The 24289-nt window shown below is 60.2% G+C and carries 23 protein-coding genes; 11 read left to right on the plus strand and 12 right to left on the minus strand.

Annotated elements, in window-relative coordinates; all coding sequences use genetic code 11:
* Positions 1-359: 359 nt before the first annotated feature.
* Both ACTHND_RS10680 and ACTHND_RS10685 read right to left on the minus strand, forming a co-directional pair.
* Positions 360-602 carry a hypothetical protein gene (locus tag ACTHND_RS10680; RefSeq protein WP_440177929.1) on the minus strand — a complete coding sequence of 81 codons (243 nt, stop codon included), beginning with the start codon at positions 600-602 and terminating at the stop codon, positions 360-362.
* Positions 603-690: 88 nt separating this feature from the next.
* Positions 691-1449, minus strand: coding sequence for an SDR family NAD(P)-dependent oxidoreductase (locus ACTHND_RS10685; protein WP_440177930.1), 759 nt, complete (start codon positions 1447-1449; stop codon positions 691-693).
* Between the two features lie 95 nt (positions 1450-1544).
* Between ACTHND_RS10685 and ACTHND_RS10690 the strand changes: the two genes are divergently transcribed.
* Together ACTHND_RS10690 and ACTHND_RS10695 are read left to right on the plus strand one after the other, a co-directional pair.
* Positions 1545-2441, plus strand: coding sequence for a LysR family transcriptional regulator (locus ACTHND_RS10690; protein ID WP_440177931.1), 897 nt, complete (start codon positions 1545-1547; stop codon positions 2439-2441).
* A gap of 396 nt (positions 2442-2837) precedes the next feature.
* Positions 2838-3857, plus strand: coding sequence for a LacI family DNA-binding transcriptional regulator (locus ACTHND_RS10695; protein WP_440177932.1), 1020 nt, complete (start codon positions 2838-2840; stop codon positions 3855-3857).
* Here the strand turns inward: ACTHND_RS10695 and ACTHND_RS10700 are convergent.
* Entirely contained in the window at positions 3854-4801 is a 948-nt protein-coding gene (locus ACTHND_RS10700; RefSeq protein WP_440177933.1) for a glucokinase, read from the minus strand. The genes ACTHND_RS10695 and ACTHND_RS10700 overlap by 4 nt on opposite strands.
* A 63-nt stretch (positions 4802-4864) precedes the next feature.
* Positions 4865-5074 (minus strand): hypothetical protein, encoded by a 210-nt coding sequence (locus tag ACTHND_RS10705; RefSeq protein WP_440177989.1) that lies wholly within the window; start codon positions 5072-5074, stop codon positions 4865-4867.
* Here ACTHND_RS10705 and ACTHND_RS10710 point away from each other — a divergent pair.
* The 7 genes from ACTHND_RS10710 to ACTHND_RS10740 all read left to right on the plus strand — a co-directional run bounded on the left by ACTHND_RS10710 (position 5001) and on the right by ACTHND_RS10740 (position 11276).
* On the plus strand, positions 5001-5594 hold the full coding sequence (locus ACTHND_RS10710) for a phosphoribosylanthranilate isomerase (RefSeq protein WP_440177988.1): 594 nt from the start codon (positions 5001-5003) through the stop codon (positions 5592-5594). The two genes, ACTHND_RS10705 and ACTHND_RS10710, sit on opposite strands and share 74 nt — an antisense overlap.
* Positions 5595-5711: 117 nt before the next feature.
* Entirely contained in the window at positions 5712-6947 is a 1236-nt protein-coding gene (gene trpB, locus ACTHND_RS10715) for a tryptophan synthase subunit beta (RefSeq protein WP_440177934.1), read from the plus strand.
* Positions 6944-7801, plus strand: a complete 858-nt coding sequence (gene trpA / locus ACTHND_RS10720) for a tryptophan synthase subunit alpha (RefSeq protein WP_440177935.1) — start codon at positions 6944-6946, stop codon at positions 7799-7801. Before trpB ends, trpA begins: the two co-directional genes overlap by 4 nt.
* Before the next feature lie 17 nt (positions 7802-7818).
* Positions 7819-8754: an acetyl-CoA carboxylase carboxyltransferase subunit beta gene (locus tag ACTHND_RS10725; RefSeq protein ID WP_440177936.1), complete on the plus strand. Its 936-nt coding sequence runs from the start codon at positions 7819-7821 to the stop codon at positions 8752-8754.
* A 152-nt stretch (positions 8755-8906) separates the two neighbouring features.
* Entirely contained in the window at positions 8907-9383 is a 477-nt protein-coding gene (locus ACTHND_RS10730) for a hypothetical protein (protein WP_440177937.1), read from the plus strand.
* Positions 9380-9826 (plus strand): hypothetical protein, encoded by a 447-nt coding sequence (locus ACTHND_RS10735; protein WP_440177938.1) that lies wholly within the window; start codon positions 9380-9382, stop codon positions 9824-9826. Before ACTHND_RS10730 ends, ACTHND_RS10735 begins: the two co-directional genes overlap by 4 nt.
* A gap of 148 nt (positions 9827-9974) precedes the next feature.
* Positions 9975-11276, plus strand: coding sequence for a bifunctional folylpolyglutamate synthase/dihydrofolate synthase (locus ACTHND_RS10740; RefSeq protein WP_440177939.1), 1302 nt, complete (start codon positions 9975-9977; stop codon positions 11274-11276).
* 426 nt (positions 11277-11702) lie between these two features.
* Here the strand turns inward: ACTHND_RS10740 and trxA are convergent, their stop codons facing one another.
* The 7 genes from trxA to ACTHND_RS10775 form a co-directional block, all read right to left on the minus strand.
* Positions 11703-12029 carry a thioredoxin gene (gene trxA / locus ACTHND_RS10745; RefSeq protein WP_090646889.1) on the minus strand — a complete coding sequence of 109 codons (327 nt, stop codon included), beginning with the start codon at positions 12027-12029 and terminating at the stop codon, positions 11703-11705.
* A gap of 90 nt (positions 12030-12119) precedes the next feature.
* The gene (gene addA, locus ACTHND_RS10750) at positions 12120-15647 is read right to left on the minus strand and encodes a double-strand break repair helicase AddA (protein ID WP_440177940.1); all 3528 of its coding nucleotides are present in this window, start codon (positions 15645-15647) and stop codon (positions 12120-12122) included.
* Positions 15644-18667, minus strand: coding sequence for a double-strand break repair protein AddB (gene addB, locus ACTHND_RS10755; protein ID WP_440177941.1), 3024 nt, complete (start codon positions 18665-18667; stop codon positions 15644-15646). Before addB ends, addA begins: the two co-directional genes overlap by 4 nt.
* Positions 18664-19374, minus strand: a complete 711-nt coding sequence (gene murU, locus ACTHND_RS10760) for an N-acetylmuramate alpha-1-phosphate uridylyltransferase MurU (protein ID WP_440177942.1) — start codon at positions 19372-19374, stop codon at positions 18664-18666. The genes addB and murU overlap by 4 nt, the downstream gene beginning before the upstream one ends.
* Complete coding sequence (gene amgK / locus ACTHND_RS10765; RefSeq protein ID WP_440177943.1) at positions 19371-20444, minus strand: N-acetylmuramate/N-acetylglucosamine kinase AmgK; 1074 nt, start codon at positions 20442-20444, stop codon at positions 19371-19373. Before amgK ends, murU begins: the two co-directional genes overlap by 4 nt.
* Complete coding sequence (gene tsaE, locus ACTHND_RS10770) at positions 20441-20899, minus strand: tRNA (adenosine(37)-N6)-threonylcarbamoyltransferase complex ATPase subunit type 1 TsaE (RefSeq protein ID WP_440177944.1); 459 nt, start codon at positions 20897-20899, stop codon at positions 20441-20443. Before tsaE ends, amgK begins: the two co-directional genes overlap by 4 nt.
* Positions 20892-21713, minus strand: coding sequence for a GNAT family N-acetyltransferase (locus ACTHND_RS10775; RefSeq protein WP_440177945.1), 822 nt, complete (start codon positions 21711-21713; stop codon positions 20892-20894). Before ACTHND_RS10775 ends, tsaE begins: the two co-directional genes overlap by 8 nt.
* A gap of 125 nt (positions 21714-21838) precedes the next feature.
* Between ACTHND_RS10775 and ACTHND_RS10780 the strand changes: the two genes are divergently transcribed.
* Entirely contained in the window at positions 21839-22003 is a 165-nt protein-coding gene (locus ACTHND_RS10780; RefSeq protein WP_440177946.1) for a hypothetical protein, read from the plus strand.
* Between the two features lie 142 nt (positions 22004-22145).
* Positions 22146-23018, plus strand: a complete 873-nt coding sequence (locus tag ACTHND_RS10785; RefSeq protein WP_440177947.1) for a hypothetical protein — start codon at positions 22146-22148, stop codon at positions 23016-23018.
* Positions 23019-23034: 16 nt separating this feature from the next.
* On the opposite strand, the gene ACTHND_RS10790 is transcribed toward ACTHND_RS10785, so the two are convergent.
* Positions 23035-24177 carry a Fic family protein gene (locus ACTHND_RS10790; protein WP_440177948.1) on the minus strand — a complete coding sequence of 381 codons (1143 nt, stop codon included), beginning with the start codon at positions 24175-24177 and terminating at the stop codon, positions 23035-23037.
* Positions 24178-24289 lie beyond the last annotated feature (112 nt).

A 24289-nucleotide genomic window follows, 5' to 3' on the forward strand; every position in this document is an offset into this window, starting at 1 on the left:
ACAAAGGCGCGATGACATCCCATTCTGTATCGGTCAACTCGTAGCGGCGACGCGTCATGAAAAAGGCTCCCTGTTCACCGGAAGCCTTGAATCACGATCAGTTCTAAATGGGAATCCCGTTTATGGGTTTACGCCCTAATATGTATTACATGCGGGCGTTATCTCAACGTGTAATATCCGGTGAGGCGAAGTCACTTATCGTATATCGTGCCAAGCAAGTGGAAAATCCTCGATTTGCCTCACAACAGCTTGTAGGGCAAACCCTTGATGCCCAGCACGTGCTTGATGAATTACGCCGAACTAAAGGTGTTGATCCCGATATAAGTATACCTCTTCCAAATAGCGGTCTAACGGTGCGTTTAGGCTAAAAACATTTTTCCCTCACTATCGCAAACATAGGAAAAAGCTATATCGTCTGGTTCCATAATGAAGAGTTCGGTTGGTAATGCTATGCCAATCCCTGTTTCGTGGCTTAACTCGGTAAGCTTGGATAGAAATGCCAACAAATTAACGTCTTGCGGCGTATCGACAACTTTTGTGCATTTACCATTCATAGAAAATTCCCTTGTAACAAATTTTAGTTGACCGATATAGTAACGCACCTGTTTATCAAGGGGAGAGATCGGTTTTTGTTGTATTAAAAATGCCTCCCTACAATAAGTAGGGAAGCTGAAACATCAAGCATGCCAATTACGCATGAATCCCGCCGGCGACCTCGATGCGCTGGCCATTGATCCACCCGGCTTCGTCCGACAGCAGCAGCGCCACCGCGCCACCGATATCGTCCGGCAGGCCGACGCGGCCCAGCGGCGTCTGTTTGGCGATGGCGGCATTGATATCGGCATTATCGCGCACGCGGCCGCCGCCGAAATCGGTCTCGATCGCCCCCGGCGCGATGGCGTTGACTGTGATGCGGCGCGGTCCCAGTTCCAGCGCCATGTAGCGCGTCAGGGCATCGATGGCCGCCTTGGTGGCGCCGTAAATGCTCGAACCCGGATAGCTGAATCGCGCCAGGCCCGATGACAGGTTGAGGATGCGGCCGCCGTCCTTGATCAGCGGCAGCAGGGCTTGCGTCAGGAAGACAACGCCCTTGAAGTGGACATTGATGATGCCGTCGAACTGCGCCTCGGTGACCTCGGTAAAAGGCGCGTAAAGCGCCATGCCGGCATTATTGATCAGGAAATCGAAATCGTCGCGGCCCCAGCGGGTTTGCAGGGCATCCTTCACCTGCGCGGCAAAGGCGGGAAAGCTGGCCGAAACGCCGGTATCGAGTGGCAAGGCTACGGCCTTGCGGCCCATAAGCTTCAGCTCTTCGATCAGGCTGTCAGCCTCGTCCCTGCGCTCACGATAGGTAAAGAGGATGCCGGTGCCTTTGGCGGCGAGGTGATGCGCCATGTTGCGGCCGAGGCCCCGGCTGCCGCCGGTAATGAGGGCGATCTTGTTGGTCATGGGAATCTCCTTAGATTGGCCAAGAACTGTGTACTGTTTTTTATTTCGATGATAAATTTACTAAATCAAACATCACTATTCGGATTTTATGAACAATGAATCGCGTTGAGGCCATGTCCCTGTTTGTCCGGGTCGCGGAGCTGCAAAGCTTCACGGCGGCGGCGCTGTCGCTGGGCCTGCCGAAATCGAGCGCTTCGCAGGCCATCAGCCAGTTGGAAGCCCATCTCAAGGTCCAGCTTCTTTACCGCACCACGCGCAAGGTGCAGCTTACCCATGACGGGCACGCCTATTACGAGCGCTGCCGCGAGGTGCTGGCGGAGCTCGACGAACTGGATTCGATGTTCGAGCAGAAAAGCGAACTGACCGGCGCCCTGCGCGTCGATATGCCGGTCAGCCTGGCGCGCAATTTCCTCGTGCCGCGCCTGCCGGAATTCCTCGATCGGCATCCGGGGCTGGAGATCGAGCTTTCCTGCACCGACCGGCGGGTGGATGTGGTGGCGGAGGGGTTCGATTGTGTGATCCGCGTCGGGGCTCTGAGCGATTCCGCCCTGATGACGCGATCGCTCGGCCTGATGCACATGGGAAACTACGCCAGTCCGGCCTATCTGGAACGGCATGGCGAACCCAAGACGCTTGATGACCTGAAGGACCATCACCTGATCCATTATGCCCTGACACTCGGCGCGCGGCCGTTCGGTTTCGAATACCGCGATGGCGATGAATACAGGGTCGTGGATATGCCGGGGCGCATAACGGTCAATAACACCGAAGCCTTCAGTGCGGCCGCCCTGGCGGGGCTAGGCATTTTGCAATCCCCGCGCACCGGCAATCGACACCATGTCGCGGAGGGCCGGCTGGTGGAAATTCTGCGGCAATATGAGGCTGAACCCCTGCCGGTCGCCATGGTCTATCCCCGCCGCCGTCACCAGGCCCGCCGGGTCCGCGCCTTCATGGACTGGGTGGAGGAGATCATGCGCGATTATGTGGACTAAAGGTACACTTGCTCATTTTAGCCAATGGCCATACTGCATTTAACTTAATGACAGGGAAGGGGGATTTTGTCTGAAATCGGCCTTGACCTTGTTGCAACATCTAATGGGGTGGTGAGATGTGGTTTTTCAGAAATAAGTTATGTGAGCATTGCCGAGTTGGATATCATGCGCCTTTTGACCGTTTCGAGCGTATAGCAACGTTCGAAGATGGCCCCACTTTTCTGAATAAATGCACAGTATGTGACGCGCTTTGGCATGAAACTTTGCACTCTGCTGAAAGAGTTTCACCTAAGCGTGCTCGGTCTCTTTATCCGGCGTTAAAAATCAAATGAAATTGTGAGCTTGGAGTGATTGTCGGATCATGTAATGATCCGATAAAATAACAAAAGTCACACGATGAAACGTCCTACCTCCTTTGATATTGCCGCCCTTGCCGGTGTCTCGCAGGCCACCGTATCACGGGCGCTTTCGGGCGCCTCCTCGGTCAGCGAGGCGGTGCGCCAGCGCGTCTTCGATGCCGCCGCTCAGCTCAACTATACGGTCGATATCAATGCGCGGAAGCTGCGCTCGAAGAAGATCAACACCATCGCCGTGCTGGTGTCCGAAGACCTCGATCATTCCGATAACCGCATCAATCCGTTCTTCCTGCCGTTGATCGGTTCGATCCTCGATTACGCCAATGCCAAGGGCGTGGATGTGCTGATGTCGCTGCAAAAGGCCGATGCCGACTGGGGCGCTGATTATGGCTTTTCCCGCCGTGCCGACGGCATTATTTTTTTGGGCTACCGCGATTTCGAATCCTATCTCCGCAAGGTAGCCGTGCTGGCCAAGGTGGGCGAGCCCTGGGTGGTCTTCGGGCCGGTCATGCCGGAAACGCCCAACCTGTTCATCGGCTCGCAGAATGAGGAGGGCGCGCACGAGGCGGTGGCGCACCTGATCAAACTGGGCCGCAAGCGCATTGTCTTTCTGGGTGAGGCATCCGAAGCCCATTCAGAATTTTTCGAGCGCTACAAGGGCTACCAGCGCGCCCACGCCGAGGCCGGTCTGACGCCCGATCCACGACTGGCGATCGACTGCTTTATCTCACGTGAGGAAGGCGCAGCGGCGATCGATCGCCTGCTCGATGAGGGCGTGGCCTTCGATGCCGTCTTTGCCGTGACCGACCTGCTGGCCATCGGCGCCATCCAGTCCCTGCAAAAGCGCGGCCTGAACGTGCCAAAGGACGTATCCGTCATGGGCTTCGATGACCTGTGGGCCTGCACATGCATCAACCCGACTTTGTCGACCGTCCGGCAGGATACGACCACCGCCGCGCGGGTTCTGGTTGATACCCTGGCGGCGCTGATCGATAATGAGCCCGTCGAGATGACGCGTATCCCGACGCAACTGGTGATCCGTGAATCCTGCGGCGGCTAATCAAAGAGAGTAGCCAGGCCGATAATCTCCATATCCGGCGCCAGGGTCCGGTAGACCGGAATCTCCGACACATAATTACTCAGGCGGCCCTTGTCGCTGTAACGCCGGACAAAGGCGTCAACATCGAACAGGTCGCCGATCATGTCGAGCAGGTCGCCGGCCAGATAGACGCCGCCGCGCGCCCCCAGGATCAGGGCCACGTCCGAGGCCATGGCGGCGAACCAGCCCATGCTGAGGTCAATCGCCTGTTTGCCGCGCGGATCGCCGGTCGAGGCGAGGGCGATAATTTCCTCGATGGACGGCGCCCTGGCATCATCGCCTTCAATCTGCGCCAGTGCGGCCCAGATATCGGCCACGCCGGGAATGGAGATCACGCGCTCGCGCGACACATGGCCGTACTTGTCGATCAGCACGCGCAGGACGGCTTCTTCGATATCCGAGGTCGGGGCCAGGTCAGAATGGCCGCCCTCGGTCGGCATGGCCGTCCAGCCGCCCATGCCGTCCGGCACCAGGGCCGACATGCCCAGGCCATTGTGCGGGCCGATCACGGCGATGACCTGCTCTTCAACAGCATCGCCGCCGCAGATTTTTTCACATTCATTGCCGTGCAGGCGCGGAATGGCCAGGGCCTTGGCGACGAAATCATTGACCAGGTTGATGCGCGGCGTATCGAGAAAGCCGCGCATGTCTGCACGGTCGATCGAAAAGCCATGATTGGGGAGCTGAATGACTCCGCCGCGTTCCCAGCCCGCGGCCGAAATGGCCGCGCCGGCCAGTCGCGGCTTGTCCTGCGCTTCCAGAAAGTCGGAAATAGCTGTCTTATAGCTTTCAAGGCTGTTACAGGCGTAATGAGTCGATTCTCGCGGGCGTTCGCCACGCCGCGCCATGGCCAGCTTAAGATAGCTGCCATTACTGATATCGCTCAGCAACACGTAATCCGTCATAATTTCCTTGCCCTATCTTCTTATTTTTATATCCGGCCTTTTTATTTTTGTGGGCCGGCTTAATTAAGTCTGGAAATTAACTTCCAAATCTTGATTTTTACTAAAGCATCTGTCCAAAACAATGCCAAATAGAGGTCTTTTTATGCCGCCTGCGGTAAAAATTTGCGGAATTCGGACAATCGATGCGGCAATCGCCGCGATCAATGACAGCGCTGACTTTTTGGGCTTTATCCATTTCGCCAAAAGTCCGCGCCATTTGACGCTCAACGCCATGAAAGACCTGATGTCGGCGATTCGTGGCGTTAACGCTACCATTCCGCTTGTCAGCGTTGTCGTCAATCCGGAAAATGACCTGCTGGAAACGCTCCGGGACGAGGTGAAGCCAGACCTGATCCAGCTGCATGGCAAGGAGACGCCGCAGCGCGTGGCCGAAATTGCCGCGTTAACCCATTTGCCCTTGATAAAGGCGATCAGCGTCAGCGAAAAAAGCGACCTCGATGAGGCGTACCTCTATGAGCCGTATGTCGAATATATGATGTTTGATGCCAAGCCGCCGAAGGACGCGGCCCTGCCGGGCGGCCTGGGCCTGAGCTTTGACTGGACGCTTATGCGTCATCACGCCGCAGCCAAACCGTGGTTTTTGGCCGGCGGGCTGTCATCCGAAACCGTCGCCGCCGCCGTAAAAGAGTCCGGTGCGCAAATGCTGGATATCTCATCCGGTGTCGAATCCGCACCCGGCGTGAAGGACAATGCGCTGATTTCGGGCTTCCTTCGCGCCGCAAAATCTCTATAAGGCACATCTCTGTGCGCTCAAACGCCGCGGGGCTTGCCTCGCAAAAGCTCGGGCGCACGGTCGTGCTTGCCAAACGCAAACAGCGTTTGGAGTCATTTTTACAGAGGAATTTCCACGGTGAGCGATCCCGTTCTCAGAAACAGCTACAGCCAGCCGGACGCGAAAGGCCGGTTTGGCCAGTTCGGTGGGCTTTATGTCCCCGAAACCCTGATGCCGCTGGTCCTGGAACTGACGCAAGCCTGGCATGACGCCAAGAGTGACGAAACATTCTGGGCCGAATATCACAGCCTGATGACGCATTTCGTCGGCCGGCCGTCGCCGCTCTATTTCGCCGAGCGCATGACCGAGCACTTCGGCGGCGCCAAGATCTATTTCAAGCGCGAAGAGCTGAACCACACCGGCGCGCACAAGATCAACAACTGCATCGGCCAGATCCTGTTGGCCAAACGCATGGGCCGCACGCGCATCATCGCCGAAACCGGCGCCGGCCAGCACGGCGTTGCTTCGGCCACGGTCTGCGCCCGCTTTGACCTGCCCTGTACCGTCTATATGGGCGCCACGGATGTGGAGCGCCAAAAACCGAACGTCTTCCGGATGCAGCTTCTCGGCACCACGGTGTCTCCGGTCACTAATGGCCAGGGCACGCTCAAGGACGCCATGAACGAGGCCCTGCGCGACTGGGTGACCAATGTTCACGACACCTATTACATGATCGGCACCGCCGCCGGTATGCACCCCTATCCGGAGATGGTGCGCGAATTCCAGACCGTCATCGGCAAGGAAACCCGCACGCAAATTCTCGAAATGGAAGGCCGCCTGCCGGATGCCGTCATCGCCTGCGTCGGCGGCGGATCGAACGCCATCGGCATGTTCCATCCGTTCATCGATTACGACACGGTCAAGCTGGTCGGCGTCGAAGCGGCGGGTCACGGGCTCGATGTCTATAACGGCCATGCCTCTTCGCTGAATGGCGGCCGCCCCGGCGTGCTGCACGGCAACCGCACCTATCTGCTTCAGGACGACGACGGCCAGATCCTCGAAGGCCATTCAATCTCGGCCGGCCTCGACTATCCGGGCATCGGGCCGGAACACGCCTACCTCTTCGATATCGGCCGCGCCAGATACGTGACCACCACTGACGAGGAAGCGCTCGCCGCTTTCGCCCTGACATGCAAGCTGGAGGGCATCATCCCCGCGCTCGAATCCTCGCACGCCATCGCGCGTGTCGGCGAACTGGCGAAAGAAGTCGGCAAGGGCGGGATCGTGGTGCTTAATCTCTCCGGCCGCGGCGACAAGGATATCGCCACGGTCGCCAAGCACATGGGTGAAGCGGGAGCGAGTCTGTTATCATGAGTGTGGCCCGTATCGACAAGCGCTTCGCCGACCTGAAAGCGCAAAACAAATCCGCCTTCATCGCCTATATCATGGCCGGTGATCCCGATCTGGAAACCACGTTCGAGATATTGAAGGGCCTGCCCGCCGCTGGCGCCGATATCATCGAACTGGGCTTCCCCTTCTCTGACCCGATGGCCGAGGGCCCAACTATCCAGCGCGCCGCTGAACGCAGCCTCGCCGCCGGCACCAAGCTGCGCGATGTCTTCATGCTGGTGAAGCGTTTCCGCGAGATCGACCAGGACACGCCGATCATCCTGATGGGCTATATGAACCCGGTCGAATTCCTCGGCTATGAGCGCTTTGCCCAGAGCGCTTCGGAAGCCGGCGCCGACGGGCTCATTGTTGTGGACTGCCCGCCGGAAGAGGCCGAAGAGCTGACCGATGCGCTCGATGCCAACGATATCGCCCTGATCCGCCTGGCGACCCCGACCACGGATGCCAGCCGCCTGCAAACCATTGTCCGGCGCACACGCGGGTTCATCTATTATGTCTCGGTGGCGGGCGTCACCGGCGTCAAGGCCGTCGATGCCGATGCCATCGCCGACCAGGTGGCCAGGGTACGCGAAGCGGCCAAGCTGCCGGTGGCCGTGGGCTTCGGTATCCGCACGCCGGAAAGCGCGGCCAGCGTGGCGCGCATTGCCGATGCGGCCGTTGTCGGTTCGGCTTTGGTGGACGAGATCGCGGCATTGGCGCAAACGAAAAATTTACCAGAAAATAACCCGAACCGCACGAATGTGCTGGAAAAGGCCGCCATTTTGGCAGACGCTGTCCATTCTGCTCGGCTGGCGGCCCAAAGGGCAAAACAGGTGTAACCGGAGTAAGATGACGTATGGCTATGGCTGACAAGTCCGACAAGGGCCCCAAATTGCCCCCCGCCGCAAAATCCGCCGAGCGCCGCGAACGGGGCAACTGGCTGTCCAAGATCGCCCCCGGCATCTCCAATTTCGTCGGCAGCAAGCGCGAAACGCCGGAAAACCTGTGGGTGAAAGACCCCGATACCGGCGACATGATTTATCGCTCCGACCTGGAAGCTGCCCTGTGGGTGACGCCATCCGGCCGGCATATGCGTATCGGCCCCAAGGCGCGCATGAAATTCACCTTCGATGACGGCCAGTTCGAGAGCCTGCCGACCCCGGAAGTGGTTGAAGATCCGCTGCATTTCTCTGATGGCAAGCCCTACAAGGATCGCCTGAAGGCCGCCCGTAACGCCACCGGCGAACGTGATGTCATGGCCATCGGCTACGGCAAGGTGCAGGGCGTCGATTGCATTGTGCTCGTTCAGGATTTCGCCTTTATGGGCGGGTCACTCGGCATGGCCGCTGGTGAAGGCTTTATCGCCGCCGCCAAGGCCGCCGTGGAACGCAAGGTGCCGCTGGTCGCCTTTACCGCCGCCGGGGGCGCGCGGATGCAGGAAGGCGCGCTGTCGCTGATGCAGATGGCCCGCACGACGCTCGCCATCCAGGAGCTGAAGAAGGCGCAACTGCCCTATCTCGTGGTGCTGACCGACCCGACCACCGGCGGCGTCACCGCCTCCTATGCCATGCTGGGTGATATCCACCTGGCCGAACCTGGGGCGCTGATCTGCTTCGCCGGCCCGCGCGTGATCGAGACCACCATCCGCGAAAAACTGCCGGAAGGCTTCCAGCGCTCGGAATTTCTGGTCGAAAAAGGCATGGTCGATCGTGTCGTGTCGCGTTCCGAACTGCCGGAAGTGCTGGGCGCGCTGATGTCGATGCTGATGAGTGGCAAGCGCAAGGCGGCCTAGGTTATGGGGTTTGGGGCCTGCGGCCGCAAGCCTGTTCCTTCAAATAAAAAATCCGGCCATTTGGTCGGATTTTTTATTTGAAATGCAAGTTGTGGGGTCACAGACCCCACACCCCATGACATAAGTTACTTTTGAGTGACGGGGGAAGGGGCATGAAGCAGAGCACTTGGCGAAGAATAGATAAATCTTTGGCTGCCACTTTTGGCAGCGCCTTGATTGGTGGTCTCCTCGTATCCGCATATTGTTTGTATTTTTTCAGGCTTAACCCTATCGGCTCAATTGGAGTCGTTTTTTGGGCGTTTGGGCTAGGGTTCTTTGCGATACTGTTTCATGTCGTGATTGTCGGCTTGCCTATACAATTTACACTTCAAAAGCTGGGCCTGAATGGAGCACTCTCAAATATCGGCTTTTTTGCCTTTGTCGTATCCATAATATTTTCTGTCTATTTACAGTGTACTATAGCTACGTTCCTGAACTATGAAAATTTTCGTTTGGATATTTTTGAGCCATTCAGCCTCATGAAAGGCTTGGTTTTTGGAGTGCTGCTAGGCTCTATTTTCTGGCTGATCCGCCGACCGGATTGGGACGATAGAAGTGCCGTCTCAGTTGCATCTGATAGTCAGCTATGAACCTCCTTCGCATAGTCAGAACAATTATCGCCCTTTTGGCGGGCGCCTTTGGCGGCACAGTCGTCATGCTGGCTTGTACCGGCCTCATGCAACAGGTTTTCATGGGGCAAACCGAAGCTTTTGAAAGTTTTGGTGCCATCGTAATTATGTTGAGCGTTCGGGTTCTGGTGCTAATGGTGCCTGTCGGCCTGCTCAGCCACTGCCTATTGTATGCTACAGCACAAAATGGCTACGGAAAGCGGGGGATTATATCCTACTGTGCGGCAGGTGTCCTGTGTGGTGGCCTTTTCGGCGGCCTCGGCCCTCTGGGTGAAGGCGGACGCTGGCAGGCCGCAGCAATATTCGGCGCCTGGTCTGGCATTTGCGCGGCGATCGCATGGCTGATCCGGCGGCCGGACAAGGATAGTAAGCAAGATACCCCACCACCATCCGTCTCCGCCTAAAGGCTTCGCCGGACGGTCCCCCTCCCCAACAAGTCGGGGAGGTATAGATAATGCGCTTCTTATACCTCCCCATCTTTGATGGGGAGGGGGACCGCCGAGCGTAGCGAAGGGGGTGGTGGGGCATCTTGCTTTTCTCTATAACCGCCCCATGACCGACCGCCTTCTCCCCTTCGACGCGCCGCTTGAACGCCTGAAAGCCCTGCATCCCAAGCTGATTGACCTCAATCTCGACCGGATGCTGCGCGTCTGCGAAGCACTGGCGCTACCGCAGGACAGGCTGCCGCTGGTCGTTCATGTCGCCGGCACCAACGGCAAGGGGTCGACCATCGCCTTGCTTCGCGCTATGGCCGAAGCGCAGGGCTTGCGCGTCCATGTCTACACCTCGCCGCATCTGGTGCATTTCGCCGAACGCATCCGCCTGGCCGGCACCCTGATCGACGAGGATTACCTTGCCTATACCTTAAGCCGCGTCGAGACTGCCAATGCCGGCGCGCCCTTAACCTTCTTCGAATCGACCACCGCCGCCGCTTTTCTGGCCTTCTCGGAAACACCCGCCGACCTGCTGCTGCTGGAAACCGGTCTCGGCGGCCGGCTCGACGCCACCAATATCATCGCGCATCCGAAGCTGACGATCATCACCCCGATCGATTACGACCATCAGGCTTTCCTCGGCAATGACCTGTCGACGATCGCTCGCCAGAAGGCCGGCATTTTCAAGCGCGGCACACCAGCCCTGAGCGCCCGCCAACCGGACGAAGCGGCCCAGGCACTGGAATGGCAGGCGCTGAAACACAGCATTTCCCTCACCAGCATGGGCCAGGGCATAGACGTCTGGCGCGAAGGCGACCGGCTCATTTTCCAGGACGAAGATGCGCTTTATGACCTGCCTCTGCCGGCGCTGGCCGGCGCACACCAGATTGAAAACGCCGGACTGGCCATCAAGGCTGCGCTAATGCTGGGCCTCTCCACGGAGGCTATCGAAGCCGGCCTGAAATCCGCGCAATGGCCGGGCCGTTTGCAGGCATTGCGGGCCGGCCCTTTGTATGAGGCGCTGGGTAATACCGCATCCGAACTGTGGCTTGATGGCGGGCATAATCCCCATGCGGCGCGGGCCCTGCGCGATTTTATCGACCGTCAGCAGGCACGCGACCCCAAGCCTCTGTATTTAATCTGTGGACTGATCAATACCAAGGATGCCGGCGAATTCTTCGGACATTTCGCGGGGCTTGAGGCGCATATCCACTGTGTCGGCTTCAGCAGCGACGCCGCCATCCCTCCGGTCGAATTGGCCACCGCCGCGCAAGGCAAGGGCCTGGAAGCCAGCGTGGCCGCAAGCCCGCTCGCCGCCATCAAATCGTTGCCGCCAGAGCCGGTCCGGGTGCTGATCTGCGGCTCGCTCTATCTGGTCGGCGATTGCCTGGCGCTCTCGGAAGACACATGGCCTCGCTAGACATCCGTCTCAATGACATGAACTCCCCTTCCCTCTACCCATGATTATGGGGAGAGGACAACGAGCAGGTTAAGGCGCAAGCCTTGGCCGTAGAACGTCGGGTGAGGGTTTTTGTTCATTAGATACGCCCCTCACCCGATCGCCTTCGCTGCGCTCGTCTCTCGTCCTCTCCCCACAAGTGGGGAGAGGGGGGAGTCATGCCGTCTGGTCCTGACGATAGCGGTAGCGTGAGGTGATCAGGAATATCTGTCTAATCTGTGGATACCCTTCCTTGCCGACGTTGTAACAAGCGTTAATGTCTGCTTTTTGATTCACAGATTGCACAGATGTTCAGGGCCAATCTCACGCTACCGCTATCGCCGGAGCTCCAATAAAAAAAACCCGCTGCGTTTCCACAACGGGCTTAAATTCTCCGATCAGCCGATCTCAGGCGATTTCGTTTTCGCCGAGCCATTCGACCAGCTTCGCCTTGGGCATGGCGCCGACCTTCATGGAGGTCATCTGGCCATTCTTGAACAGCATCATGGTCGGGATGCCGCGCACGCCGAAGCGCGACGGGGTCATCGGCGAGTCCTCGATATTGAGCTTGGCGATCTTCACCTTGCCGCCCAAGCCATCGGCCAGCTCTTCCAGGATCGGCGCGATCTGCTTACAGGGGCCGCACCATTCGGCCCAGAAATCGACCAGGACCGGCGTATCGGACTTCAGAACGTCGGCTTCAAAGCTTTCGTCGGTGATCTTGTGCGTAGCCATGGATTTTAATCCTCAGGTCGCTTGGGGAAAAACGCGCGACAGACGTTGCTATAGTGTCAGGGCTATAAGTAGGGGTTATGGGACGCAAAATCAACGATTCAAAATTTCGCCAAGCCTGAGATTTACTAAAGCCTCACTTAAGGGCGTCAATCTTGGCCCGTCGGTCCACAAAAGCGCCGCCTCCACCGTCTTTTGCGGATAGATCTGGCGCAGTAGGGCGACATAGCCGGCCATCTGGCGCTGATAGGCGATGGCAGCGTCTTCCGCGTGATCGGGCGCCGGACGATTGGACTTGTAATCGATGATCACCACGCGATCCGGCGTCACCACCAGGCGGTCGATCCGGCCGGACAGCATGATGGCGTCGCCCCGTGCGCTGCGGCCGATACTCCCGGCCAACGCCACTTCTGGCCGGGAGTCCGGTCCGAAGGCTTCGGTAAAGCGCGGATCAGTCAGCACGCTCATCACCGCTCCGGCCATTTCACGGCGCTGGCTGGCATTGAGATCGGGCTGACGATCGAGATAACGCGCCGCCACATCACCACGCTTATCCGGAGCGATATCGGGCAGGATTTCAAACAGCTTGTGGATCAGATTGCCGCGGCGATACCGACCCAGGCCATTTTGTGATTCCAGCGGCGAGGGGGCACGTTCTTCGTCTTCGCGGTCCTCGTCGCCCATCTGCGAAATCGCCGCCCAGCGTTCGCGGCCACGTTCGAGATCGACCTCGGCCTGAGCCACGATCCGGGTGACGAAATCCGGCAAAATAACCTCCGGCGGCGTGATCGCGGCTTCGGCCGCCAGGGTTGCCGAACGCTGGCCATAAAGCCGGATCACGGCGGTTTGGGCCTGTTCCAGGTCATCGAAGGGCGCCTTCAGCGGCATGGCCTCCACGCTGTGTTCCAGCTTATCAAAAGCGTTGCACAGCAGATCATACCACGGATCGAAGGCAATGCCTTTCGGCGTCTTTTTCCCGGCATAGCCGCAAAGCGTCAGGCGGTCGCGGGCGCGCGTCAGGGCCACGTAAAGCAGGCGCAGGCCCTCCTGTTCGTCCTTCAGGGATTTGGCTGCGCGGATTTCGCTGATGCCGGCGGTATCGCCTTTGTGGCCATTGGCGCATAGGAAGAGGTTGCCATTCTCGCCCCTTAGCAGCAGGTCGTCCTTGCTGGCGCTGGTGTGCTGCGGCCCGATCGGCAGGATGACCCACGGCGCTTCCAGCCCTTTGGAGCCATGAACGGTCATGACCCGCACACTGCGGCCGTCTTCCTCCTGTTCGCGCTTGATCTGCGCCGCCCGGAATTCGAACAGATCCAGGCAGGCGGAAAGACCATTGAGCCCAATGCCTTCGCCCTTCAGCGCCAGGGCCAGGGTTTCTTCCAGCACATCTTCGCATTCGTCGCCCAAACGCGTCAGGAAACGCTGCTTGATCGAACGGCCCCCACCATCGCGGCGATTTAGCACCCGCGCCAGGAAATCGAACGTCGTCTGATCACGCGCCGTTGCCAGCGCCCAGTGAAGGAAGGCTCGTGCCTCGGCAAAGCGGCCCTCCGTCTCTGGGTGATCGCGCAGGCGTCCCCACAGCGTGCCCTCGCGGCCCTGCGCCAGGGTGTAGAGATCGTCCTCGCTCAGGTCGCACAGCGGCGAGCGCAGCACACAAGCCAGGGAAAGGTTGTCATTCGGCTGCAAACAAAAACGCATCAGGGCGCGCAGATCCTGGAAGGCGATATGGTCGCCCAGCTTCAGCCGGTCGGCGCCGGAAACCGGCACGCCGGCCATCTTCAGTTCACGGATGATATGCTCAAACAGGGCGTCGCGCTTGCGCACCAGGATCAGCACGTCGCCGGCATGAAGCGGCCGGGGCTCGCCGGTCTTGCTGAAAACCACGCGGCCGGCCTCGATCTCGCTGCGGATGGTCGCCGCCAGTTGCTTCGCCAGACGCTTCGCAGCCGGATCACGCGCCCCGGCATCGACCGGCGCGATATCGACATCATCCGCCGTCACCTCCGGCGCATCGATCGGCTGAACCTGCGGCCACAGCTCGACCAGGCCCTTTTCCTTGAGGCGGAAAGCTTCGTGGGTGATGACGTGGTTATAATCGAGCGTCAGGGCGTGGGAGAGATCCTGCGCATCATAGACCGCATCGACGAAACCGAGGATTTCCGGGAGGGTGCGATAGGAGAGGATCAGTTCCGGCACACGCGGGCTTTGCCCTGCCGCGACGGCCCGGCCGATGAAATACTGGCGCGCCTCGGCGAACTTGTCCGGCCTCGCGCCCTGAAAACCGTAGATCGACTGCTTTTCATCCCCGACGGCAAAGACCGTACGAAGCTGCGCGTCTCTGACCTGACCCCCAAGCTGACCAAGCCCGCTGAAGAAATCCTCGGCCAGGGATTTGACAATCACCCACTGGTCTTCCGAGGTATCCTGCGCCTCGTCGACCAGGATATGTTCCAGCCCGCCATCAAGCTTGAACAGCACCCAGCTTGCCATGTCGCCACGGGACAATAAGTTCTTCGCCTTGTTGATCAGGTCCTGGAAATCGAGCGCGCCTTCGCTGCTCTTGCGGCTCTGGTAGATGTTGCTGAAGGCATGGAAGAGCAGAAGGGCATCGAGCGTATTGCCGGCGATTTCCGCCGCCCGTTGGCGGTCCATTACGCCCGGTACGGCTTCGGCCAGGCGATGCAGTTCCTGTTTGTCCGCCTCGCTGGCCTTGCCGGAATAGGTATGGCTGCTGAAAGTGCCCTTGTCGGTATAGAAGCACTTGTACCAGTCGTGGATATCGAAACGCCCGGCATTATGCGCCTCGATCACGGCCAGCAATTTGGCGCCGGTCTTCTGGTTGTAGGCGCCGTCCGTCGTCGCCATCGAGCGGGCCAGGTCTTCTATCCCCGGCCAGTAAAGGCTGTTTTCATAATCGGAAATAACCTCATCCGGTGAGGTCAGTTCTTCCAGCCCCAGGCTCTGGTAAATGCCGAGTGCCCAGTTTTTTTGCCGTGCCATCAGGGCCTCGAACGCCGCCTTGAGATCATCATGCTGGTGGATGAACTGGGACAGCAGCCGCTCGAAGCCGGAAACCTTCAGTTTACGGATCAAACGGTCGCGCGCTTCCGTGGTGGCGCGAAATTCCGCCGCCTCAAGGGTCAGCAATTCGGCGGACGCCTTGGCTGCCAGTTCGCCGCCGACCAGGTCATCCAGCACCTGGAAGGCAGGGGAAAGCCCGGCCTCCAGCGGAAAGCGGCGCAGCAGCTTTTCGCAGAAGCCGTGCAGGGTCTGGATTTTCAAACCGCCCGGCGTTTCCAGCGCCCTGGCGAACAGCGCGCGCGCGCGGGCCAGGTCGTGCGGCGATTCGTCGATGCGTTCCAGGTCGGCGCGCAGGTCGTCGTCGCTGCGGATCGCCCACTTGCCGAGTTGATCGAACAGGCGCTCCTGCATTTCGGCGGCGGCGGCCTTGGTATAGGTGACGCACAGGATGCGCTCCGGCTTGGCGCCATTCAGCAGCAGGCGGGCCACGCGATTGACCAGGGTAGAGGTCTTGCCCGATCCGGCATTGGCAGTCAGGAAAGCTGAGGCTTTCGGATCGGCCGCTATATTCTGGGCATTCGGGTTTTGCGCATTCATTCCGAAACCTCCTCGTCGGACGTTTCCTCGTCGCCCAGCACGCTCCATTCATAGAGCCGCGCCAGATGGTCGTAATCCCCGCCGCGCACCTTCTGGTATTGCGGGGCGGTCCATGACAGATAGGGCTTGCCCGGATCGGCATAATCGTCCAGCCGGCGGCGCAAACCGTCGAGCGCCTTTTCGGCCAGGTCGGTGGCGATCTCGCCTTTGGGCACGGCATTGCGCGTTGTCGTTCTGTCCGGGGTCACCTGGACATAGAGCAGTTCGCCGACTGGTTTTTCCTGGGCAATGCCGGCAAAGCCGCCGTGGCGGATAATGGTGGCGGTCAGGGTCAGTTGCGGGTAAAAGCCCGCCGCCACCGCCTTGGCCGAAGGCGGTTGGCCGGTCTTGAAATCGAGAATATCGACGCCGTCGTCACGCACCTCGATGCGGTCGGCCTTGGCCGTCAGGGTGAATTCCCCCAGAGCGGTGGCCAGTTTCAGTTCGCCCTGTTGCTCGATCACCAGACGCGGACGGGTGGCGCGGCGCGCGGTCTCGAAGGCGACGAACTCCTGCGCCATGCCCGGCAGGAGCGGCTTTTGCAGGGCCATCTGCGCCGGTGACAGATGGGTTGCCGTCAGTTCCTCTTCCAGCATGTCCGTCAGCCGGCGCACGCCTTCATCGCCCAGCACGCCGCTCTCGGCAAAGCGTTCCAGGCTCTTGTGGATGGCGGTGCCCCGCTGGCGGGCCTCCACCGGTTCGTTGGGGCGGTCCATCGGCTTGAGGCCGAGAATCCGCCGCGCATAGATGGCGTAGGGGTCGCGCACGAACACCTCGACCTGCGTCACCGGCATCGACATTGGTCGCACATCCACTGGCGGTTTGGGGGCAGGGCGGGTGGCCGGTTTCAGTGCCGGTGGCCTCACCTCCAAACCCGCATCCATGGCGCGTGCCCAATCGAGGTAGCGGTCGTCGGTCGGGATTTTCAGGCCCGCGCCGTCGCACAGGGTTTGCAGCCGCCACAGCCAGCGCGACGCCACCTGCGGCTCGCCCTCGCGGCGATGGCGGGTGATGAGGAAGACCTCCGGCGCGGCGGCGGCCTGAACGAAATCATGTGCGGAAAGACCGGTGCGGCGTTCCGGCGTCGGCAAGCCCAGACTCTGACGCATTGGCCGCGATAAAAACGGATCGAGCGCCGGCGCCTGCGGCCATACCCCTTCTTCCAGGCCGGCCAGGATCAGCCGGTCAGCCTTGACGAGCCGCGCCTCAATGGCGCCCAGGATCAGCAGGCGCGGATGGGTGTTGCCGCCGGTGCGCACCTTGCCCTGATTGATCAGGTGGCGCACGATATCGCTGACTTCGCGCACGCCAGAGACCGGAAAACCGGCGCTTTCGCGGATCAGTTCGGCCAGCAGTTCCGACGCTTGCAAACCCGGCGCGCCGGACCACAGCACCTGACCATCTTCCACAGCCAGGCTTTCCGCCAGGGCGATGATGCGGGCCACCGAGCGGCCGAGATCGGTGAAGACAAAATCCTGTGCCGGCTCGATCAAGGCGAGGTATTGTTCCCACAGATCGGTGGCGGCCTCATCGACACGACCTTCGTGATTCGGCGTCACCAGGCGGTGGGTTATGCTGTCGATACTGGCCGGGGCCGCGCCGCGCAGGGCGCCCCTTTCCAGCCCGTAGCGACCGAAATGATCGGCAAAGCGGCACCACGGGTGACCCAGCAGGCTCAGCAGGCGCACCGGATCGTGGGGCGTCTCCAGCAGGGCCAGCACATCGAGCAGGAACCGCCCGACCAGCGTATTGGCCAGTGGCTCACCCGCTGAGGAATCCGGTTGCAGGCCCCAGCGCGACAGCCGCGCCGCCACCCGGCGCGACAGGGCGATATCGGGCGTGATCAGCGCCACCACCTTGCCGGGGTCTTCCAGGGCTTCGCGCATCAGAAGCGCAATGACCGAGGCGGCCTCTTCATCGCGTGCCGTATGGATTTCCGTCAGGCCCTTCAGGCCCTCGGTGAGCGTATCGCCTTCTTCGGCCTTGAGCACGGCGATCTGGGCCAGCCAGTCTTTTGTGGCCTCGGCTGGGCGCAGGGCTTCATTGAGCAGGCGACGGCGGGCATCGCCCTTTCGGTCGGCCTCCATCGAGGCCGGCCAGGTATGGACCTGATCGCGGCTGACTTCATGCCGGTCCAGGGTGCGCTTCATCGTGCCCTGCGGGTGCGACTCCTCGATCTGTGCCCAGACCGCTTCATCGAGGTGCAGATCGAGCCCCGGCAGCACCACGGCGCCCTGTTCGGCATTGGCCACGATGTGCATCAGGTCGGCCATGGATGGCGCTGAACCGGTCGAGCCGGCCAGGATCAGGGGCGTTTGCGGCGGATGATCCGTCCACTGATCAACCAGCCGCCGGATCAGGGTGACCTGCCGCTGCGATGGATCCATCAGGCCCAGTTCGGCGAGGCGCTTCGGCCAGGCGCGCACCGCCACATTGAGGAATTTGGCCGATATCTGCCAGTGCTCGGCCCAGCTTTCCAGCACATATTGGTCGCCGCCCAGGCCGGAAACGAGGCTCTCCAGCCGTTCAGTGGCGTCTATTTCTTCCAGGGCAAGCGAATCGAAAAAACCGGCCAGGCTGTCGGCCAGTTCGAGCGCCAGTTTCGTCGAAACATCGCGGCCTTCAAGCCCGTCATATTCCGTGGTGATCAGGCGCGCCAGTTCAAAGCGGCGGCGCAGGGGCGAAAGCGACGGTGGCAGATCGAGCGCCAGGGCTTCGAGATCGAATGGCGGCTCGCCCTCATCGAGATCACCGATGGCTCGTATCTGAGGCAGGAGCAGGGCGTCGTTGCGCGCCTGTTGCGAAAAAGACCGCGCCATGGCCCGCGCGCCGCGCCGCGTCGGGGTCAGGATTTGCGCGGTCGATAGCCGGTCACCCAGGGCCTCGCAGATGCCGCTCGCCAGATCGTCCAGAAAACAGCGCCCGGACGGGATGGTGAACCAGCGCGGCCCCGGCCGGGCGAAGATATCGGTCCCGCTCATGCTTTAAGCCGCGCTTCGGCGAAATCACGCGCCGCCGGATCGCCGACGTGCATCCATTCGCCGGTGAAAACTGTGCCGTGCAGCCGGCCTTCAGGCGCCAGCCGCCGCCAGATACGCGACAGGGAAAACGCGCCGTCTGGCTCATCATCGACGAGCTGCGGTTTGGTGATATGGACGCCCATATAGTTCCACGGAGCCGACGCTGCATCATTGCGAAACGTCAGCCGGCCATCACTCAGAAAGAAATCGCCGGCGCCATCGAAACCGTGGCTCGATTCCATCGACGTCACCAGCAGGGCGGCGTCCATCTCGTCCGGATTCCATTGGTCGCAGAGGGCCTTCAGCGCCGTGCCGTCGGGCGCGGATTCCCGCCAAACGCTGTCGATATTGGCAACCCAGATGGGGGCCTCTCCCAGCAAGGGCCGTGCCTTTTTCAGGCCGCCGCCCGTTTCCAGCAGGGCGTCGCGCTCATCGGAAATGACGATATCGAGATCGGTCCGCGCCCTCAGATGCGCCTCCAGCCGGTCGGCGAAATAATGGATATTGACCACGAACCGCTTTGCCCCCGCCGCGCTCAGCCGATCAAGCATATGATCAATCAGGGTGCGACCGCCGACCTCGACCAGCGCCTTAGGGCGATCATCGGTGAGCGGACGCATTCGGGTGCCCAGACCGGCGGCGAGAATAAAGGCGGTTTCAGGGATCACAGATGCTCTCCAAATCCATTGCGCACAAACCAGCCGCGCAGGTCTTCCATGCCTTCGGTGGCGAGATTGCGTTTCAGGTGACCCCACATGCGCGGGATAAAGGCTTCATATTTCGGCTTATTATCGCGCGTCACCAGGCGGGCAAAAACGCCGAGGATGCGCGCGGCATTAAGCGTCGCCAGGGCGGTGTAGTCGCACATGAAATCCGCCCGGTCGACCTGCGGACGCAGCGCGAAATAGTATTCGAGGCACTGGGCTTCCAGCGCCGGAGAGACATCGCGCCGGGCATCCTGCAGCAGGGACAGCAAATCCCACGCGGGATGGGCGCGCAGGGCATCCTGGAAATCGATCAGACCGACACGGGCTACGCCCTCCCGTTTCGGCAGCCAGATCAGGTTCTCGGCATGGAAGTCACGATGGATAAACACGCTGGCCCCGGCCTCGGCGCGCTTGCGGCGCGGTGCCCACAGGGATTCCCACTCAGTCAGGGCCTTTTCACCCAGTGCGATCGTGCGATCATATTGCGGATACCATTCGGTAAAGACATCCGCGCCGGTTTTCAGTGCTAGGTCGTCATAGACCAGCAGCGGCCAGCCACCGGCCAACACATCGGGCGGGGTGGTTTCATGCAGCTTCGCCTGAACCTCTATGGCCGCGAGGTAGAGTGGCGCCTCGGCCTCGCCTTCTTCGATCAGCGAGACAAACAGGCTGTCGCCCAGATCCTCGCTGATCAGCAGGCCATTGGCGGTATCGGCCGCAATGATTTCCGGCGCGGAAAGCCCTTGCGCCCGCAGATAATGCGCCACGGCCACAAAGGCTTCCAGACGTCCGCCCGACAGCCGGGCCAGGGCGAAATAGCCCTTGGTGCACCGCTCATCCGGCGTATCGGCGGGGGCGCAAGGCAGGGCATCGTTCGGCGGCTGGTCCATCAGCATGAAGCGGGGGCCATCCGGGCAGACCAGTCGTTCATAGCGACGCGTCGAGGCATCGCCCGGCAAGGCATGGCGCTCGGCATTCCCAAAACCGTGGGTGGCCAGGAAGGATTGTTTCAGGGTTTCGCGGTCGCTCATCGGAATTGCCCCCGCGGAGTTATGACAACCTGCCGGCCACCTGCCTGGCCCTCTGTCAGGTTAATATCGAGACGGTCGGCAAAGCCCAGATGCCCCAGGCGCTGCGGCCATTCGATCAGCAGGACACTGTGCGGCAGGGCGTCGTCAAGCGCCAGTTCGTAGGATTCTTCCGGTGATTTCAGCCGGTAAAGATCGAGATGGGCGATCTCGAAACCGGGGCCATCATAGGTCTGCATCAGGGTAAAGGTGGGGGAGGGCACGTCCTGATCGGGATTTGTCAGGGAACGGACGATTGCGCGCGCCAGGGACGACTTGCCCATGCCGAGCTCGCCCTGCAGGTAGATGACATCACCGGCTTTCAGCAGCGGCGCGATGCGCGTCCCCAGCGCGGTCGTGGCGGCTTCGTCAGGCAGGTGAAGGGTGTTTGGTCGGGAAAGGTCGATGGCTTCAGGCATGAAAAACCTTATCCGGCGTTTCCGGCAGTTGCAACTCGACATAGGCTTTCAGGCGCCCGGTTTCCAGTCCTTCCGCCTGCGGATCGATCAGCGGCCCGACAGTCAGGTCGAAGCGCTTGCCGGCCTTGTTCAGCAATTCGTGGAAAAGCGTGATATCGCGCAGTTCCTGCGAAAAGCGGTTGAACAGGTGAAACCAGACACTGTCCGGTCCGGCCACATGGACCGGCACGATCGGCGCGGCATATTTCTGCGCCAGCGAAACCACCGTCGTCGCCCAGGGCGGATCGATCAATTGATTTTGCGCATTGCGCCGCGCCAGCCGTCCGGCCGGGAACATCACCACGCAGCGTTCACGCTCGAACGCGTCCTTCGCCCCTTGCAGGGTCAGGCGTGTCTTTTCGCGCGTCCGCTTGGCCTCGACCCATTCCACCGGAATCAGGGCCTCGGCAAAGCGCGGATTGACGCGCAGGGCGTCGGCATTGGCGAAGAAGACGGCGTCCGGCCGGCGCCTCAGGATGGCGTCATAGACCGCGATGCCGTCGGCGATGCCGGTCGGGTGATTGCAAACCATGAGGCAGCGGCCGCTTTCGGGCAGCCGGTCCAGATGGTGCGCGGCCACCTCAAGCGACAGCAGGTTTGATACGTAAGCGAGCGCCTCTGGCCCCGCCATGCCGGCAATCGCATCGGCCATGCTCACGGCCTTGTTGCGCCCCAGAACCGTGTAGAGCACCGGCCTGACCACCGGCCACGCTGGCGATCGCACCAGCTTCGGCGCGCGCTCATGGATCAGTTCATCGACAATATGCAGGGTCATGCTTGCTTTCCGTAACCCGCTTCGGTTGCTTCCGGCAAGGCCGCAGCGGCCGACGCGTGCCCGACGTGTACCCGGTGCGCGCATTGCGCTTGGCAAAGCGGGCGGGTCTCTGTATGACTCCCGTCATGCCCGACGCCACGTCCCGTTCGCTTCGTCAGGAAGCCGTATCTGCTGCGCCGGTCAGCGAAGACCGGCGGCGGCCAAAGGCCGTGGCCCCCTATGCCGGCCTGTGGATTGCCACGGTTTTGTGTGTGGTTTTTGCACTCATCGCCATGTTCCTGCAGCGCTGACCCCGGCAAACCGCACGGGACAGGCGATTTTTAGCCCTTTTGCATGGATTTCTTATATTAACCATGATGGGTTTTCGGGACGTGCGTTAAGGATTATAGTCCATTCCGATCAAACGTCCTGGGGAGGCTTGCGGGGGTGATGATGAGCCGAAAAGTCCTGTTGTGGGCCATGGCCCTGGTGGTCATATTGCCGACTCTGTTCGGGCTGGGCTACTGGTTCTACTGGGACCAGTTCCAGCGCTATGCCCCTGTGACCATCACGGCGCCGGCCGATGTCGCCGCCATCCAGAGCCTGCTCGATCGCGCCGACTATGTCTCACCCGATTTTCAAAAGGCCGTCCTGACCACGGGGCCGGCCTCAGGCATCACCACCGCTGTCACCCAGCCGGTTTCAAAACGCTGGGTCTATCTCGTTACCTTCCGTAACTGCCAGCCCTGCCGCGCTTATGAGGAGATCGAGTTCCCACGCCTTCAGGCCGGGGGAATCGAAACCCGTGTCGTGCCCTTCGCCCTGGCCGATAATGGCGCCACCAAGCAGTCGACGCCGGAAGAACGCTCCACCATCGCCGAGTTGTGGCTGAACCGGAGCTGGCCGCTTTACCAGCAATGGCGCAATGCCCCGGTCGAGAGCTGGAAGGCGGAAAACATTCCCGTGGCCGATGACGACATGGCGCGGTCCGGCGTGGTGTGGGCGTCGCGTGAATTCGTCACCGAACTGGCGCCGCTTTTGCGCAACAGCAAGGTCACCATCGCCTATCCGCTCATCATTTGGCGCAATAAGAACAACGAGCTGCGCGTCTGTAGCTGCACCAGCAACAAGGCGTATCACTTTATCCGCGAGGATCTGGGCCTGCCGGGCGACCTCGAAACCGATGTCCGTGACCTGCTGAAATTTCCTAAGTCAATCCTGCCTTCGGGCAGCGAAAGCTCGGCCTCGTCCTCCAGCCTGGCGCCCGCACCGGGACTTAAGGCCAGTGGCAATTACGGACCGGATTCGGCACCGTCGAGTTTTTGACGAGTTTGCGGGAACCTTAGCTGCCTCTTTCAAAAAGTCTTAAATACCGGCTGAAGACAAACAGCCGATTGCGCTTTTGGCCGGTCACTTCTACCAGCACACCCTGCATCAGGAAGTCGTTGATCAGGGATGTGGCGGTATTCGTCGTGGTCGCAAGATGCGCGACCACGGCTTTCACGTCCACCACAGGCCTCCGGTAAAGGAAGCGGATGAGTTGCTGGGCGTTGTCCTGTCGACGATGGCTAAACCGCGGCAGGGTTTCACGCTCGATATGTTCCTTGAGCGTCAGAATTTGACGGAACACCTCCGCCGAAGCCCGCGCTGTTTCTTCCACGCCAAAAAGGAAAAAGATAAGCCAGTCTCGCAGATGATTGCCATTGCGCACGGCCATCAGATGATCGACATAGGCGGTCTTATGGCGTTCGAAATAATCCGAAAGATAGAGCGCCGGCTTCACCAACAACCGCTCCGATGCCAGGTACAGCGAGATCATCAGTCGTCCCAATCGACCGTTTCCATCCAAAAACGGGTGGATGGTCTCGAACTGATAGTGGGCTATAGCGATGCGGATCAGGGGGGGCACTTTCAGTGCGTCATCATGCAGGAATTTTTCCATGTCGCTCATCAGCTCGACCACGCGTTCATGATGTGGTGGCACGAAAACGGCATTGCGCAGGCTAACCCCGATCCAGTTCTGGCTGACACGGAAGTCTCCCGGCTGCTTGGTTTGACCGCGTACACCCTGCATCAGTATGGCATGGGTTTCCTTAAGAAAACGATTGGAAAATGGCAGGTGCTCAAGGCTGGCGATAGCGTGATTGATCGCCTGTATATAGTTTTGCACCTCGCCCCAGTCATTTCGCGCTTCGGGTGACAGGTCATCGGCGGCCTTGAAAGCATCCTCGATATTGGTTTGCGTGCCTTCGATGCGGCTTGATTCCGTTGCTTCCTTGGCGACGTACATGCTGATGAAGAAATCGATATCCGGCACCAGTTGCGCGAAAGCGTTCAGTTCACCCAGGGCGCGATCGGCGCGACCCAACAGTTCGATCACTTCCGGGTCGGCAATAAGCCAGGGATGATGGATCGGCGCCGGTACGAAACTGCGGTACTCAAGCTGGGATTCGTAGCGTCCGGCATGATAGGCAGATATGTCCATAATTCAGAAATGGCTTAGTTTTTGAAATAAGAGGCCCTCTTATGTCAGATTCGCACATGACTTTCCAGTTATTTCAAATTTTTGTTAGTTTTTGAAATAAGAAAAGCCTTAT

The sequence above is a fragment of the Asticcacaulis sp. genome (genome assembly GCF_051954415.1).
In the GTDB taxonomy this organism is placed as follows: domain Bacteria; phylum Pseudomonadota; class Alphaproteobacteria; order Caulobacterales; family Caulobacteraceae; genus Asticcacaulis.

Excerpts from the sequence above, each read along its gene's own strand:
- ACTHND_RS10685 (WP_440177930.1), bottom strand. The coding sequence starts at position 1,449 with ATGACCAACAAGATCGCCCTCATTACCGGCGGCAGCCGGGGCCTCGGC.
- ACTHND_RS10690 (WP_440177931.1), top strand. The coding sequence starts at position 1,545 with ATGAATCGCGTTGAGGCCATGTCCCTGTTTGTCCGGGTCGCGGAGCTG.
- ACTHND_RS10695 (WP_440177932.1), top strand. The coding sequence starts at position 2,838 with ATGAAACGTCCTACCTCCTTTGATATTGCCGCCCTTGCCGGTGTCTCG.
- ACTHND_RS10700 (WP_440177933.1), bottom strand. The coding sequence starts at position 4,801 with ATGACGGATTACGTGTTGCTGAGCGATATCAGTAATGGCAGCTATCTT.
- ACTHND_RS10705 (WP_440177989.1), bottom strand. The coding sequence starts at position 5,074 with ATGGCGTTGAGCGTCAAATGGCGCGGACTTTTGGCGAAATGGATAAAG.
- trpA (WP_440177935.1), top strand. The coding sequence starts at position 6,944 with ATGAGTGTGGCCCGTATCGACAAGCGCTTCGCCGACCTGAAAGCGCAA.
- ACTHND_RS10725 (WP_440177936.1), top strand. The coding sequence starts at position 7,819 with ATGGCTATGGCTGACAAGTCCGACAAGGGCCCCAAATTGCCCCCCGCC.
- ACTHND_RS10730 (WP_440177937.1), top strand. The coding sequence starts at position 8,907 with ATGAAGCAGAGCACTTGGCGAAGAATAGATAAATCTTTGGCTGCCACT.
- ACTHND_RS10735 (WP_440177938.1), top strand. The coding sequence starts at position 9,380 with ATGAACCTCCTTCGCATAGTCAGAACAATTATCGCCCTTTTGGCGGGC.
- ACTHND_RS10740 (WP_440177939.1), top strand. The coding sequence starts at position 9,975 with ATGACCGACCGCCTTCTCCCCTTCGACGCGCCGCTTGAACGCCTGAAA.
- trxA (WP_090646889.1), bottom strand. The coding sequence starts at position 12,029 with ATGGCTACGCACAAGATCACCGACGAAAGCTTTGAAGCCGACGTTCTG.
- addA (WP_440177940.1), bottom strand. The coding sequence starts at position 15,647 with ATGAATGCGCAAAACCCGAATGCCCAGAATATAGCGGCCGATCCGAAA.
- addB (WP_440177941.1), bottom strand. The coding sequence starts at position 18,667 with ATGAGCGGGACCGATATCTTCGCCCGGCCGGGGCCGCGCTGGTTCACC.
- amgK (WP_440177943.1), bottom strand. The coding sequence starts at position 20,444 with ATGAGCGACCGCGAAACCCTGAAACAATCCTTCCTGGCCACCCACGGT.
- tsaE (WP_440177944.1), bottom strand. The coding sequence starts at position 20,899 with ATGCCTGAAGCCATCGACCTTTCCCGACCAAACACCCTTCACCTGCCT.
- ACTHND_RS10775 (WP_440177945.1), bottom strand. The coding sequence starts at position 21,713 with ATGACCCTGCATATTGTCGATGAACTGATCCATGAGCGCGCGCCGAAG.
- ACTHND_RS10780 (WP_440177946.1), top strand. The coding sequence starts at position 21,839 with ATGCCCGACGCCACGTCCCGTTCGCTTCGTCAGGAAGCCGTATCTGCT.
- ACTHND_RS10785 (WP_440177947.1), top strand. The coding sequence starts at position 22,146 with ATGAGCCGAAAAGTCCTGTTGTGGGCCATGGCCCTGGTGGTCATATTG.
- ACTHND_RS10790 (WP_440177948.1), bottom strand. The coding sequence starts at position 24,177 with ATGGACATATCTGCCTATCATGCCGGACGCTACGAATCCCAGCTTGAG.